At 69.3% G+C, this 14,410-nt stretch carries 12 protein-coding genes; all 12 read right to left on the reverse strand.

The features are described from left to right. Positions 1-9: 9 nt before the first annotated feature. A complete protein-coding gene (locus tag ACFSZT_RS11690; RefSeq protein ID WP_377478240.1) occupies positions 10-1,545 on the reverse strand; it encodes an HNH endonuclease signature motif containing protein in 1,536 nt (511 codons plus the stop codon). 226 nt (positions 1,546-1,771) lie between these two features. Beyond that, positions 1,772-2,566, reverse strand: a complete 795-nt coding sequence (locus tag ACFSZT_RS11695; RefSeq protein WP_377384364.1) for an ABC transporter ATP-binding protein — start codon at positions 2,564-2,566, stop codon at positions 1,772-1,774. Continuing rightward, the gene (locus ACFSZT_RS11700; protein ID WP_377384365.1) at positions 2,556-3,416 is read right to left on the reverse strand and encodes an ABC transporter permease; all 861 of its coding nucleotides are present in this window, start codon (positions 3,414-3,416) and stop codon (positions 2,556-2,558) included. Before ACFSZT_RS11700 ends, ACFSZT_RS11695 begins: the two co-directional genes overlap by 11 nt. Further along, on the reverse strand, positions 3,413-4,423 hold the full coding sequence (locus tag ACFSZT_RS11705; RefSeq protein ID WP_377384367.1) for an ABC transporter substrate-binding protein: 1,011 nt from the start codon (positions 4,421-4,423) through the stop codon (positions 3,413-3,415). The genes ACFSZT_RS11700 and ACFSZT_RS11705 overlap by 4 nt, the downstream gene beginning before the upstream one ends. Positions 4,424-4,703: 280 nt before the next feature. Then, entirely contained in the window at positions 4,704-5,981 is a 1,278-nt protein-coding gene (locus ACFSZT_RS11710) for a TRAP transporter large permease (RefSeq protein WP_377384369.1), read from the reverse strand. Then, on the reverse strand, positions 5,978-6,511 hold the full coding sequence (locus tag ACFSZT_RS11715) for a TRAP transporter small permease (RefSeq protein WP_377384371.1): 534 nt from the start codon (positions 6,509-6,511) through the stop codon (positions 5,978-5,980). The genes ACFSZT_RS11710 and ACFSZT_RS11715 overlap by 4 nt, the downstream gene beginning before the upstream one ends. Then, on the reverse strand, positions 6,508-7,308 hold the full coding sequence (locus ACFSZT_RS11720; protein WP_377384373.1) for a maleate cis-trans isomerase family protein: 801 nt from the start codon (positions 7,306-7,308) through the stop codon (positions 6,508-6,510). Before ACFSZT_RS11720 ends, ACFSZT_RS11715 begins: the two co-directional genes overlap by 4 nt. Continuing rightward, on the reverse strand, positions 7,305-8,306 hold the full coding sequence (locus tag ACFSZT_RS11725; RefSeq protein ID WP_377384375.1) for a TRAP transporter substrate-binding protein: 1,002 nt from the start codon (positions 8,304-8,306) through the stop codon (positions 7,305-7,307). Before ACFSZT_RS11725 ends, ACFSZT_RS11720 begins: the two co-directional genes overlap by 4 nt. Before the next feature lie 247 nt (positions 8,307-8,553). Then, entirely contained in the window at positions 8,554-10,107 is a 1,554-nt protein-coding gene (locus ACFSZT_RS11730) for an acetolactate synthase large subunit (protein WP_377384377.1), read from the reverse strand. Positions 10,108-10,138: 31 nt separating this feature from the next. Continuing rightward, on the reverse strand, positions 10,139-11,512 hold the full coding sequence (locus ACFSZT_RS11735; RefSeq protein WP_377384378.1) for an FAD-binding oxidoreductase: 1,374 nt from the start codon (positions 11,510-11,512) through the stop codon (positions 10,139-10,141). A gap of 1,015 nt (positions 11,513-12,527) precedes the next feature. Continuing rightward, positions 12,528-13,025 carry a DUF3830 family protein gene (locus ACFSZT_RS11740; RefSeq protein ID WP_377384380.1) on the reverse strand — a complete coding sequence of 166 codons (498 nt, stop codon included), beginning with the start codon at positions 13,023-13,025 and terminating at the stop codon, positions 12,528-12,530. Between the two features lie 29 nt (positions 13,026-13,054). Continuing rightward, positions 13,055-14,308, reverse strand: a complete 1,254-nt coding sequence (locus ACFSZT_RS11745; RefSeq protein WP_377384382.1) for an aspartate aminotransferase family protein — start codon at positions 14,306-14,308, stop codon at positions 13,055-13,057. Positions 14,309-14,410 lie beyond the last annotated feature (102 nt).

Raw genomic sequence — 14,410 nt, forward strand, 5'->3', positions numbered from 1 at the left:
CGACGAGACCTACCCGAAGGCGGCCGTGTCCCTATTCAGCGGTCCCTCGATGCCCCCAGGCCCGGCGACACCACCCCCCGGATCATGGACTCGACTGGGGGCATCAGTCATACCGAACCTGGCGACCACAGCTCCTTGATCAGGAACCACGAAAAAGGTAACGGGGGTGTGTTTGGTGCGGTGGTGGCGTCGGCAGAGGCCGATGAGGTTGGCGGTGTTGGTGTCGCCGTTGCGCTGGTATGGGATGACGTGGTCGAGGTCGGTGTCGTGGGCGGGTCGGTGGCAGGTGGGGAAGCGGCATTCGCGGTCGCGGATCTTGACGTGGTCGGCGGTGACGGCGGGCGGCCGGTAGCGGGTGCGGCCGACATCGACAGGCGCCCCGGTGTGGGGGTCGGTGATGATCCGTCGCCAGGTGGAGTTGGGGTCGAACGCGATCGCCCGCGCGATCGAGGCGGGCAGCGGGCCGTGCCCCGCGAGCTCGGCAGGGTTCTCGGCGAGCCCGATCAGGGTGGCGACGTCGATGTACACGAACACCTCCGCCCGCACCGATGCCTCGCCCGGAGTCCCGCTGAGCAGCAGATCGGCGAACACGTCGGCCCGCAGCTGGTCCATGGTCCGGCCGTCCCCGGCGTTGCGCAGCGCGCGGGCACACCGATCGATCCGGGCATACGCGGCGGAGGCGACCTCGGCGGGCAGCTCGGCGGTCAACGTGGCCATCGCGTCGTCGGCGTGTCGCAGCTCGACCCGGCGTTCCCGCCGCCGTGCCTCCGCCCGCGCCGCGGCACCCTCCGGATCGATCTTGTGCACGGTCCGGTTCACCATCCGCCGAATCGACGAAGCATCCCGCCCGGCCAACCGATCCGCCACCGCCGCATCGACCTCGCGGGCCATGTCATCGGACAACACCGAGGTCGGCTCCGACACTTTCGAGGCTTTGTACAAATCAATGTCACCCCGGGACAACGCACCCAACGTTTCCGGAAGCCGGGTCACCAAATCCCGCGCCAACCCGATTTTGATCCGCGCCGCATTCTCCGAAATCGCCAATGCCAGTGCCACTTCCGACGCCACATCCGCAGCATCGTCACGAGCGGAAGAATAATCAGCAAGCACTCGGACCTGCAACGCCTGCAGCCGAGCAATCTCCCGCTCCAGCTCGACCAGGCACTCGATAGAACTTTCCCCCATACCAACGATTCTACCGCGAAATACCGAATCATATGGGTGAGCCGCAAACAACGGAACGTGACCACGAAACCCGTCCCGTGGGGAACTGCCGCTAGCAAACAGCCAATGAGAGGTGATGCGTGGAGCGGCAGTTTCCCACGGCGCGCCGAAGGCATGCTTGAAACCCAACCACCAACGCGACTCCGGCAACCACCACAACGGCACCCCGCCCGACGCAAACGGCCAACCCGCCAACGCAAACGGCGCACACGGTGACGGGAACGACAGACACGACGACGCGAACGGCAGACACGGCGATGCGAACGGCAGACACGACGACGCGAACGGCACATGGACGAAGGCCGCGTACCAGGACATGCCGTCCCGGTACGCGGCCTGCCGATGCTGTCCAGGAGGGGAACGGCTCGCCGAGCCGCCGACCCAACCGTCCAGCCCGCCGCCGGCCACTCCGCCCGCTCAGCCAGGGGCGCGGCCATCCAACCCCGCCGCCCGGTCCGGTCTGGCCGCCCCCGCCGCCGGGCGCCGCCAGCCCAACCCCGCCGCACGGCCCCAGCCGCCGACCCCCGGCGTCAGCTCACAACCCTCACGCCCACAGCTCGTCGGTGACGCGCTTGCGCAGGGCGTTGAAGGCGTCCGAGGTCCGATCTCGGGGACGGTCCAAGGTGACGTCGATGACCGCCTTGACCCGGCCGGGGTGGGCCGCCATCACGACGATGCGGTCGCCGAGCACGATCGCCTCCTCGATGGAGTGGGTGACAAACACCGCCGTCTTGCGGCGTTGCTCCCACACCCGCAGGAGCTCGTCCTGCAGCTGGACGCGCCGCTGCTCGTCGAGTGCGCCGAACGGCTCGTCCATGAGCAGGATCTTCGGGTCGATGGCGAGCACGCGCGCCAGCGACACGCGTTGCTTCATCCCGCCGGAGAGCTGGTGCGGATAGTGGTCGGCGACCTGGCGCAGCCCGACGAGCTCCAGCATCTCGTCGACGATCCGGTTTCGCTCGGCCTTGCCTGCTCCCTGCTCACGCAGGCCGTAGGCGATGTTGCGGCGCACCGACAGCCACGGGAACAACGCGAAGTCCTGGAAGACCACGCCCTTGTCGGGCGACGGCCCGCGCACCGGCGAGCCGTCGACGAGCAGCGAGCCGCCCGTCGGGTGGTCGAAGCCGGCGATCATGTTGAGCAAAGTGGACTTGCCACAGCCGGACGGGCCGAGGACGGTGATGAACTCGTCGGCCGCAATGTCGAGATCCACTCCGTCCAGTGCGACGAACGTGCCGGCGCCCGTCCGGAATTCCTTGGCGACGTCGCGGCAGCTGATCATGACATCCGACGCGGGCGCCGACGCCTGCTCCACCCGCTGCTGAGATTCAACGGACATTCGGCGACCACTTCAGCACGGGCCTCGCGGCGAGGCCGAGAATCTTGTCGGACAGGTATCCGAGCAACCCGACGGTGAACATGGCGACCACGATCACGTCCATTCTTCCGAAGTAGTAGGCGTCCCACAGGCTGAACCCGAGACCGGACTTGACGGCGACCATTTCGGACACGATGACGAGCACCCAGGCCAGTGCCAGCCCGACCCGCAGTCCGGTCACAATGGACGGCAATGCCGAGGGCAGGCCGACGCGCCACAGTGTCATCCTCGGGTTGGTGCCCAGCATTCGCGCCGCCGAGACGAGCACCTTCGGAGTGCCGAGAGCACCGGCCGTCGCGTTGAGCACGATCGGCGGGAAGCACCCCATGGCGATGAGGAAGATCGACGCGGTCGGCTGGATCCCGAAGAACACCACGGCGAAGGGCACCCACGCCGTGGTGGGTATGGGTCGGAGGATGTCGATCACCGGCTGCAGCAGCACCCTGACCCACTGGGACCAACCGATCAGTAGCCCGATCGCCGTGCCCGCGACGGCCGAGATGAGGAAGCCGAAGAACACACGCTGGGTGCTGGCGAACACGGCGGAGAGCCAGGTGCCGCTGTACGGGTCGGTCGTGCCCTCGGCTCCACCGGTCGCCCACGTCCACCAGGTCGCGGCCACGGTGTGCGGGGCGGGCACCGAGCGAGAGTCGATCACTCCGGTCACGACGGCGAGCTCCCACAGCACTACCAGCAGCAGCGGTACGGCCAGGTACTGCGGGCGCACGCGGACTCCGCGTGCGCCGCGGCGCGTTCCGGTGCTGGCCTGCGTGGTGCGCTCGGCCGTCGTCGGTCCCGTCATGGTGGTCATTTGGCTCCGAGTTCGGACTTCGGGGACCCTGTCACTCGCTCCAGCGGGCCGTAGTCGAAGAACTCGCCGACCCGCGCGCTGGTGTCGGAGACCAGGCCGTTCTCCGCGAATTCGGCGATGATCTTCTCCGCCGAATCCTGTGCGAGCGTGAGGTCCATCGTCCCGGTCTCGATGGCGGCGCGCGCGACCTTCTCCTCCATGCCTGTCTTCTGCTGCAGGGCCGTCACCCACGCCTCGACGTCGTTGGTCAGCGCGTGGGTGCGCTCGCGCAGGCAGCTCACCACGGCGTCGACCGCGGCCTGGTCGCCGCTGAGCTCCTCCGACACGTACATGAGGCTGGTGGCGTCGCCGATCGAGCCGTCCTGGATGTTGAACGGCGGCGCCTCGCCGAAGCCCTGCACGATCGCGGTGGCGGCGTTGGGCTCCCAGGCGACCATCGCGTCGACCTCGCCGTCGCGCAGTGCCGTCTGCAGGGGCGGACCGGCCCCGGCGAACGGCACGAGTTCGACCTCGGAAATGTCCACGCCCGCTTCCTTCAGCGAATGGCGGAGCAGCATTTCGACGAAGCTGTTGGGCGGTACCCCGACCTTCTTGCCACGCAGGTCGTCCCAGGAGTCGATTCCGGAGCCCTTGCGGACGGTGATGTGCTCGCCGCCCCGGTAGACGCCCGCGACGGCGCGGAAGTTCTCGTAGCCGTTGTCGAGCATCTGGCCCAGGTTCTGGTAGCCCATCATGGCGGCGTCGATCTGGCCCTGCTCGAGTCCGCGCTGGATTTCCGCGAACTGTTTGAACGCGCTCAGTTCGATCTGGACCGTGTCGGTCTCGCACTGATCCATCGTCCAGACGTTGGCCGCGTGGACGTCGTACATGAAACCGACGGTGACCGTGGTCGTCGCGCCGTCCTCGGCCTCGTCGCTGCCCGCCAGGGTGCACCCGCTCAGCGTGGCGGCCAGAACGGTGGCCATCGTCGCGGTCAGGAGTCTGCCCGGGGTCGAAAGTCGGCTCACCGAACCTCCAGTCGAAATCGGTAATGGGTGGGGAAGGGATGAATCGGGGCCGCGAGAAACGATGCGCCACGTGCTCGGCAGTCCGTTGACCGGCGGTTTCCCGTGGTGTTTCCGTAGCCTCACACGGTGCGAAACCCGCTGTCAAACAAGGAAAGCAGAGACACGGAATCAGCCGGACAGATGCAGTAACATCCATTTCAACCGGCAGTGGGAAAACGTTACAACGGCGTCATCGCGGCCTAACACGACCGTTCTGCGGAGACGGCCTCACGACCGGTTGTCATTCCCCGAGCACCGACGGCAGCCAGGTGGCCAGCGCGGGGAACAGCAGCACGAGAACGAGCACGCCGGCCGTCGCGACGAGGAAGGGCATGTTGGCCTTGAACACGTGCCACGCGTCGACCTTGGCGATCTTGGCGGCCACCACGAGCGACATCGCGACGGGTGGCGTGATCTGTCCGATCACGACGGTCAGCACGATGAGGACGCCGAACTGGATCGGATCGATGCCCACCTCGATGATCGTCGGCATCAGCACCGGCATGACCACCGGGATGAGCGGGTCGAACAGCATTCCCGCGACGATCGCGACCAGCACGAGCACCACCAGGTAACCGAGCTGCGCATCGCCGGGCACGATCGATGTGGCGAACTCCGTCAGCGCGGCAGGCAGGCCCGCCATCGCCAGCACCGCGCCGAGCGCGACCGACACGCCGACGATCAGCATCACCTCGCCGGTGAGCACGGCGGCGTCCACGAGGCAGCGATACAACCGTCGCAGGCCGAGCGAGCGATACGCCACGGCCGACACGGCGACCGCGTACACCGCGGCGAACGCCCCCGACTCGGTGGGGGTGAACACGCCGACGGTCAGGCCCAGCACCACCAGCACCGGCACCCCGAAGGCGAGGATCGCCGACCGCAGGGTGCGCCCCACCTCCCGCAGGTTGAACGGGATCCGCTCGCCCCAGCCGTTGCGGGCCGCCTGCACGGCGACCACCACCATCAACGCGACGGTGAGCAGCAACCCGGGCACGATGCCGGCGATGAACAGCGTGCTCAGCGACGTTCCGGTCGCGGCCGCGTAGAGGATCATCGGGGACGAGGGCGGGATGAGCGGGCCGATTCCCGACGACGAGGCCGTGACCGCGGCGCTGTAGGCGCCGGGGTAGCCGTGCTTCTTCATCTGCGGGATCAGCGTGGAGCCGGTGCCCGCGAGGTCGGCGACCGACGTGCCGACCATGCCGCCGAAGAACAGGCTTGTCGACACGTCGACCTGGGCCAGCCCGCCGGGCAGGGGACCGGTCAACGACCGCGCGAACGCGAACACGCGCTCGGCGATGCCGCCCGCGTTCATCACGATCCCGGCGAAGATGAACAGCGGCATCGCCAGCAGCACGAAGCTGCCCATCCCGTCGGCCACCTGCTGCGGGTACTGCAGCATCCACGAGCCCTCGAGCGTCGCGTAGAGCCCGACGCCGGCGGCCATGCACACGATCAGCGGTGTGCCGAGCAGCAGCAGCCCGACGATCACCAGCAGCGTCAGCGCGAGGATCACGGCTGTTCCTCCTCACGGAGCCGGAGGATCGTCGCCCGCGCCGACGGCAGCCGCAGCAGCACGACGAGTGCTGCCGCGCCCGCGCCCACCGGCAGCGCGGCGGTGAAGAACCCGCGCGGCAGCCGCAGATAGGGCGTCGCGTCGGAGCCGAAGTCGAGGACGTACCGCAGCGCGAACCACGCCAGGTGCAGCAACACCGCCGCCGTCACGACGTCGGTGACGAGCTTCAGGGCCACCTGGACGTTCATCGGCAGCCGGGTGACGAATGCTCGCACCGTGATGGACTCGTGCCTGCGCAGGCCGAGCACGAACCCGAACATCGTCAGCCACAGCATCAGTCCGGTGACGATCTCCTCCACCCACGGCAGGGGCATGTCCGCGGCGAACCGCAGCGTCGCGTTTGCGAACAGCAGCACGATGATCGCCGCCAGGGACAGCGCGGCGAGCGCCTCCAGGATCCGGTCGGCCACGAGCCCGGCGCGGGCGGCCCGTGCCTCCGCCCGCCCCGCCGATGTCGTCGCCTGTGTCACGGCACGCCCCCGTCGTCGGCGACCATGCCGGTGAGCCGGAACAGGCTGCCGAAACCGGGCCGCGCGGCGGGTGCGTCCGCGAGCCGCAGGCAGTGCCAGAACGACGCCTGTACGGCGCTGACGACGGGCTTGCCGAGCGCGTCCTCCAGCGCCGCGATGGCGCCGACGCTGGCGAAGTTGGTGCAGCTGATGAACACCGCGTCGGCCTCCGGGGTGTCGGTCTCCACGGCGAGGTCGAAGACCCGCTCCAGCGGGACCTCGGCGAGTGCGCGGTCGTCGGTGATGTCGAGCCCCACCGACGCCACCACGGGATGGCCGTTGTCCCCGAAGAAGCGCACGGCCCGGTCCACGACCTCCTGCCGGTACGGCGTGACCAGCGTGATCGACCCGGCGCCGACCGCGTCCAGGGCGGCGATGCTCGCGGTCGACGTGGTGGTGCAGCGGCCGGTGAGCCCGGTCCACGCGGTGAGTTGCTCGGTGAGCAGCCGGTCCCAGGCCGTCCCGTGCAGGAACGACGCGCTCGTCCCGCCGAAGATCAGCACGTCCAGGGGTGCCTGAGCCACCAGCTCCGCGGCCTCCCGCAGCTGCGGTGAGCGCATCATCGCGTCGATCCCCTCGACGGTCACCTTCGGCAACGTGACCCGGCTCGTGTGGACGGTCACGCCGGGCGTGGCCATCGCGTACATCTCGGCCTCCATCAGCGTGCTGGAGGCCATGTAGACGAGGCCGATGCGCTTGGCGGTGTTGAGTGCCGCGAGCGGCAGCCGTGGCCGCACACCCTCCGCCGGGCCGCTCATCGGTTCGCGCTCTCGACGACGCGGCGGGCGAAGTCCCCGGGGATGCCGGCGACGATCTCGTCACGCACGCCGGCGACGGCGTTGCGGAGTTCGTCGACGTCGGCCTCGTTGACCTTCATGCCCGCCTGTTCGAACTTCGCCCTGAGCGTGCGGTCGGCATCCGCACCGGCCTCCCGGCTGATCGTGGCGGCTTTGGCGGCCGCGGTCTGCAGTCCCTGCTGGATATCCTGCGGCAACCCCGACCAGCTCCGCTCGTTCATCGTCAGGTAGACCGGGCTGTAGATGTGCGAGGTGAGCGAAAGATACTTCTGCTTCTCGTAGAAGGAGAACGCGTCGACCACCTTGAGCGGGTTCTCCTGTCCGTCGAGTACACCCTGGTCGAGGGCGAGGTAGGCCTCACCGAGGTCGATCTGTGTCGGCACGGCGCCCAGGCCTTCGAACAGGGACACCCGCGCGGGGCTGCCCGGCACGCGGATGCGGAGCCCGGCGAGGTCGGTGGAGGTCCGGATCGGACGCTCGTTGTTGGTGATGTGCCGGAAGCCGTTCTCACCGAACGCGAGCACCCGGGCACCGATCGAGCCGACGAGGGAGCCACTCATCTCCCGGCCGAGCTCGCCGTCGAGGTGCCTCGCCGCCGACTCCCGGTCGGTGAACAGGAACGGCACCTCCATGATGTTGAACGTCGGGTCCAGGTTGGCGACCGAGCCGCTCAGCGCGGCGATGTCGATCGAGCCGCCGCGCAAGGCCTGCAGCACGGCCTCCTCGTCGCCGATCGCGCCGCCCGTCTGCACCTTCAGCTCGACCTTGTCACCGAGCTCGGCCTCGACCTGGTCGGCGAAGGCCAGCAGCATGTCGGCCAGCGGGTCGCCCTCGCTCGTCTCCACGGCGAGCGAGAGGGTCGGTACGCCGGAGCTTCCCGCGGACCCGGATGTGCAGGCCGACAGGGCGAGCGCCGCGACGAGCCCGCCGATCGCGACTCTTCTGGTGAGTGACCTCATGACGTTCCTCTCGGGCGCTGCCCGCAACGGGACGCGCCGACTCTTCAGGAGCGGGGACCGGGACGAACCGGGCGAACGCGGTTCGTGTCCAAGGCTCGAAGAGTGTGAGGACGAGGTCAAACAGTGAGATTCGACCCTCTGTATCGGCGATCGAGATGCTACGTAACACGCCGTTCAACCGGACGACGCGAAGCCACAACGCGGCTGTGTGCTCGGCCGCCTGAGTTCGGCCAGGCACGGCCCGGTGTCAGAGCAGAGGCGGGATCGCCGCGTCGATCAGGTGCGGGCCCGGCTCGGCGAGCGCCCGCGCGAACTGCTCGGCCAGCTCCTCCGCTGTCGTCGCGCGCGACGCGGGAACGCCCATGCCCTCGGCGATCCGGACGAAGTCGATGTCCGGTGTGGACAGATCGAGCAGACTCTTCGCCTTCGGCCCGGACCCCTCGGCACCGACCCGCTGCAGCTCCATCCGCAGGATCGCGTACGCGCGGTTGTTGAGGATCACCGTGGTGACGTTGAGGTTCTCGCGCGCCTGGGTCCACAGTGCCGAGATCGTGTAGAGCGCGCTGCCGTCGGCTTCGAGGTTCACCACCGGACGGTCGGGGGCCGCGACGGCCGCGCCCGTCGCCACGGGGATGCCCTGGCCGATCGCGCCGCCGGTGAGCGTGAGCACGTCGTGCCGCGGCGCACCGGCGGTCGCGCCCGGCAGCAGCAGGCCGGAGGTGTTCGTCTCGTCGGAGACGATCGCGCCCTCCGGCAGCAGCGCACCGATGACCTGCACCCAGTTCTGCGCGGTGAGCTCGCCGGTGGGCAGTTCCGGACGCTCGGCCGGCGCGAGCACCGGCTCGGTGTCCGCGGCGACGATGCCGGCCACGCCCTCCAGCGCCGCGACGACGTCCTCGTCGAGCGTCGCGAGGGTGTGCACCTGCGCGCCGTCGGGGACGAGGTCGCTGGCCTTGCCGGGGTAGGCGAAGAAGGAGACGGGCGCCTTCGTGCCGGCCACGACGACGTGCTTGATGCCGTCGAGCTGGTAGGCCACCTGTTCGGCGAGGTAGCCGAGACGCTCGATGGCGGGCAGGCCGGCGCCGCGTTCGAGCCGGGCGGGGAAGGTCTCGATGAATGGCTTCGCGCCGGTGGCCGCGGCGATCCGGCTCGCCGCGCGCAGCCCGGGCTCGCGGCACGCCGCACCGCCGAGCAGCAACGCGACGGGTTCGCCGGTGCGGAACACCTCGGCGACCTGCTTCACCGTCGTCTCGGACACGGCCTTCGGCGCGCGCGGGGGCACGGCCGCGCAGGGTTTGCCGCCGTCGCCCCACGACACGTCGGCAGGCAGGATCAGTGTCGCCACGCGGCCGGGCGGGTCCTGCGCGGCGGCGACCGCGGCCGCGGCGTCGGCACCGACGTCGGCCGTGCTGTCCGACCGGCGCAGCCACCCGCCCAGCGTTCCGGCGACGGAGTCGATGTCGGATTCCAGCGGCGCGTCGTAGCGTTTGTGGTAGGTCGCGTGGTCGCCGATCACGTTGACGATCGGCGTGTGCGCGCGGCGGGCGTTGTGCAGGTTGGCGAGTCCGTTGCCGAGGCCCGGGCCAAGATGCAGCAACGTCACGGCGGGCTTGCCCGCGATGCGCGCGTAGCCGTCGGCGGCACCGGTGACCACGCCCTCGGCCAGGCCGAGCACACCCCGCATCTCGGGAACGCTGTCGAGCGCGGCGACGAAGTGCATCTCGGACGTCCCGGGGTTCGAGAAACACACGTCGACTCCCGCGTCGACGAGCGTGCGGATGAGGGACTGCGCGCCGTTCATGTCGCTCCCATTGCAGTTGCCGATCAGGTGGTCAGTCGAACAGGACGCCGGGATTGAGGATCCCGGCCGGGTCGAACGCCTGCTTGAGCCGCCGCAGCAGCGCGACCTTCGCCGGGTCCTCCAGCTCGACGAAGCGCTCCTTCTTCGCCCGGCCGATGCCGTGCTCGCCCGAGATCACGCCGCCCAGTTCCATGCCGAGGGCGAAGACGTCGTGCAGCAGGCTCGCCCGCTTCTCCTTGTCCTTCTGGAAGATGGCCAGGTGAACGTTGCCGTCGCCCGCGTGCCCGCAGCCGACCACACCGGATTCGGTCTTGGTGGCCAGCTCCCGCGACCGCGACAGGAACTCCGGCATCGCCGAGCGCGGCACGACCACGTCGATCACGTCGTCGGCACCGGCGGACTTGGCCGTCCAGAACGCCTTCTCGCGCGCCTCGATGAGCTTGCGGGCCGCGGTCCCTTCCAGCACGTAGACATCGGCCGCGCCGAGCCCGGTGAGCAGCTCGCCGAGCTCGGCCGTGTCGCCGCCGAGCCGCTCGGCGTCGCGATTCTCCAGTCCGACCACGAGGTAGGCCTGCGACGCGTCCCGCACCTCGTCGGGGATGCCGAGCGCGAGGTCGGCGTTGTAGGTGATCGCGGCCATGGTGAGCGCGTCGATGTACTCGAGGATGTGCGGCGCGAGTCCACTGGAGACGATCGCGGGCACGGCGGCCATCACCCGGTCCAGGTCGGAGAAGGGGGCGAGCACCGTGGCACCGTGGCGCAGCCGCGGGTGGAGCTTGACGATGACCTCGGTGGCCAGCGCGAGCGTGCCCTCGGAGCCGATGATGAGCTGGGTGAGGTCGTAGCCGGTGGAGGTCTTCACGATCTTGCCGCCGGTACGGATGATCTCGCCGGTCGGCAGGACGGCCTGCAGGCCCAGGACGTTGTTGCGCGTGACGCCGTACTTGACCGCGCGCATGCCACCCGCGTTGGTCCCGACGTTGCCGCCGACGCTCGCGCTCATCTCACCGGGGTAGACGGTGTAGCCGAGCCCGGAGCTCGCGGTCTTTTCGTCCAGTTCGGACAGTGTGACTCCGGGCTGCACGACGGCGACGTGGTTGACGGTGTCGATCTCGAGGACGGCGTTCATGCGCTCGAACGAGACGAGGATGCCGTCCGGGTGCGGCTGCGCGGCGGCGGAGAGCCCGGTGCCGGACCCGCGGGCGGTGACGGGGATGCGGTGGTCCGAAGCGGTGGTGAGCACGGCCGCCACCTCCTCGGCGGTGGCCGGCTTGACGACGTACCGGGGTGTCGTGGGCGTCCCGGTCAGCGCCTCGTCACCTGAGTAGTCCTCGGGGATGCCGTCGCCGGTCAGGAGGTGGGACTCGCCGACGATCTCGGCAAGTCGCTGCGCCACGTCGCCCATGGCCAAAGAGTAGTACGGTGGTCGCTCCCACCGCCATGAAGGTTGTTCACGTTTCGCGGGTGGGGTGTCTGCCGTTCGCGTAGCCGTGTCTGCCGTTGGGGTAGCCGTGTCTGCCGTTGGGGTAGCCGTGTCTGCCGGTCGCGTTGTCGCATCGGCCGGCTGGGCGAGCGGGGGACTCGGGTCGGGCGGCTCCGGAGCCGGGTGCGCTCGTCGGCCGCGGTTCACCTCGCCGGGTCCGGTGGGGCCGGCCCGCGCCAACGTGCCGACCCCACCTTCACGCTCGGTGCGTCAGACCAGCCAGCCGAGCAGGTGGGCGAGTCCGGCGAGGATGTTGCTCAGGACGTCTCCACCGTGCATGGCGATGAACTGCATTTCGAGGGGCTCCTTCATGCTGAATCACTTGGTTGCGGTTTGTGTGCGCACACCTGGCTTTCGAAAGCACGGCAACGTTTTCAGCAGGCGAGCCCGGGTGTCAAAAAGGACTCTGAGCGCCGGTCCTCAGACGTGAAATCTCTTCAGTCTAAACATGTAAGGCTTTCGTGTTCTCGGCCGGGGCTGGTTGTCGTACATCGCGATGACAGTGGGTATCGACAACGCCCGTAGTCACTCTGCGTGAAGGTGATCTTGATCCGGTATCCGGGCGGTTCGTCCACCCGAAGGAGTGGATCTTTAGTCGCGGCAAGTAGTTTCGAGACATTCACTCAGCCGAGTGAGGTGACGCGTCCGGGGTGGTCTCCGGTGTCGCGTGATGCGGTGGTGTGCGCCCACGGAGGATGGTCGGCCGGGCGCTGTGACGCAACCCGTCGGTCGGCTGAAGTGACGGGAGCGGCGGACACGGCGACCGGAGCGGCGGACACGGCGACGGGAACCGCAGACACGGCTACCGGAACGGCGGACACGGCGACCGGAACGGCCGACACGGCTACCGGAGCGGCGGACACGGCGACCGGTCACCCACAGATACGAAGCGGGGGTGGGCACGCCGTTCGGCATGCCCACCCCCGCTATCGGGACATCACGCCCGGGCGAAGGTCATCGTCTCGCCCTCGACGCCACGCAGCCACAGGTCCTGGGCGGCAGCGGCCATCCGGTCGAGACCCTCCTCGATCGTGGCGAAGACGTTGCCGGGAACCCAGCCGGCGTCGCCGTTGATGAGCAGGTTGTTGCGGCCGTAGAAGATCGCCAGGTCCGTGGCGCCGCGATCGCTGTGTGCCTCGCTGCCCTCGTCGTAACCGTAGGCGGGGTTGCCGATCTCCCACGGTTCGAAGCCGAAGTAGCAGACGTCGCCCGGGATGGGCGTGATGGTCGGGTTCTCCCGTCCCGGCTTCGGGTCCGCGAACGGCGGGACGAGGGTGTAGACCTCGTTGCGGGCGTACTTCGCGTGGTAGGCCGAGCCGCTCTGCGGCAGGGCGTCCCACACCGCCTGGCACGTGCGCGGTGCCTCCTCGTCGAGCAGGCGGGCACGGCAGGACACGCCGCGCTTGTCGAGCGTGATGGTGATGTAGCGGGCCACGGAAACGTTCTCCTGAGGGTCGGGATCGGCTACTTGGTGACGGACGCGACGACGTCGCCCCAGATGTCGAGGGCCTCGTCGATCTGCTCGGCCGTCACGACGAGCGGCGGGATCATGCGCACGACGTTCGAGTACGCCCCGCACGTGAGCAGCAGCAGGCCACGCTCGGCGGCGGCCTTCTGGGCGGCCTGGGCCGTGGCGGTGTCCGGCTTGCCGTCGGCGGTGGTGAACTCCGTGCCGACGAGGAGGCCGAGGCCGCGCACGTCCCCGACGGCCCCGCTCTTCTCGCCGATGGCGCGCACACCCTCGATCAGCTGGCGGCCCCGCTCGGCGGCGTTCTCGACGAGGTTCTCGTCACGGATGACGTCCAGCGTCGCGACGGCGGCCGCGCAGGCCACGGCGTTGCCGCCGTAGGTGCCGCCCTGCGAGCCCGGCCACGCCTTGGCCATCAGCTCCTCCGACGCCGCGATGCCGGAGAGCGGGAAGCCGCTGGCGAGGCCCTTGGCGATGAGCACGACGTCGGGGCGCACGTCGAAGTGCTGGTGGCCCCAGAACTTGCCGGTGCGGCCGAAACCGGTTTGGATCTCGTCGACGACCAGCAGGATGCCGTGCTCGTCGGCCCGGCGGCGCAGCCCAGCCAGGAACTCCGGGTTCGCCGGCACGTAACCGCCCTCGCCGAGCATCGGCTCGATGAAGAACGCGGCCGTCTCGCCCGGCGCGGTCTGGGTGGCGAAGAGGTAGTCCAGCTCCCGCAGCGCGAACTCGGTGGCCGTCTTCTCGTCCCAGCCGTAGTGGTAGGCGAAGGGGAACGGCGCCACGTGCACCCCGGACATCAGCGGCGAGATGCCCGCGCTGAACCGGGTGCCCGAGGTGGTCAGCGACGCCGCGGCCACCGTGCGGCCGTGGAAGCTGCCCTGGAAGACGACGATGTTGGGCCGTCCGGTGGCCTGCCGGGCCAGGCGCAGTGCCGCCTCGACGGCCTCGCTGCCGGAGTTGGCGAAGAACAGGGAGTCGAGGCCGGAGGGCAGCACCTCGCTGAGCCGCTCGGTCAGCTGGAGCAGCGGCTGGTGCATGACGGTGGTGTACTGGCCGTGAATGAGCTTGCCGACCTGTTCCTGTGCGGCGGCGACGACGCGGGGGTGGCAGTGGCCGGTGCTGGTCACCCCGATGCCGGCGGTGAAGTCGAGGTGGCGGCGACCGTCGACGTCGTAGAGGTACACGCCCTCGCCGTGGTCGACCACGACGGGCGTGGCCTGCTTGAGGATGGGGGAGAGCTTGGCCATGACTGCGGCCTCCTTCTGGCGCGGAGGGGCGAACCACCGGGGTTGTAGATTGTCAACAATATTCGTAGCATGGCAGTCGTAGCGGCGCAATGACGGCCGTTC

It is taken from the genome of Prauserella oleivorans, assembly GCF_042685745.1.
Classification (GTDB): Bacteria; Actinomycetota; Actinomycetes; order Mycobacteriales; family Pseudonocardiaceae; genus Prauserella_A; species Prauserella_A oleivorans.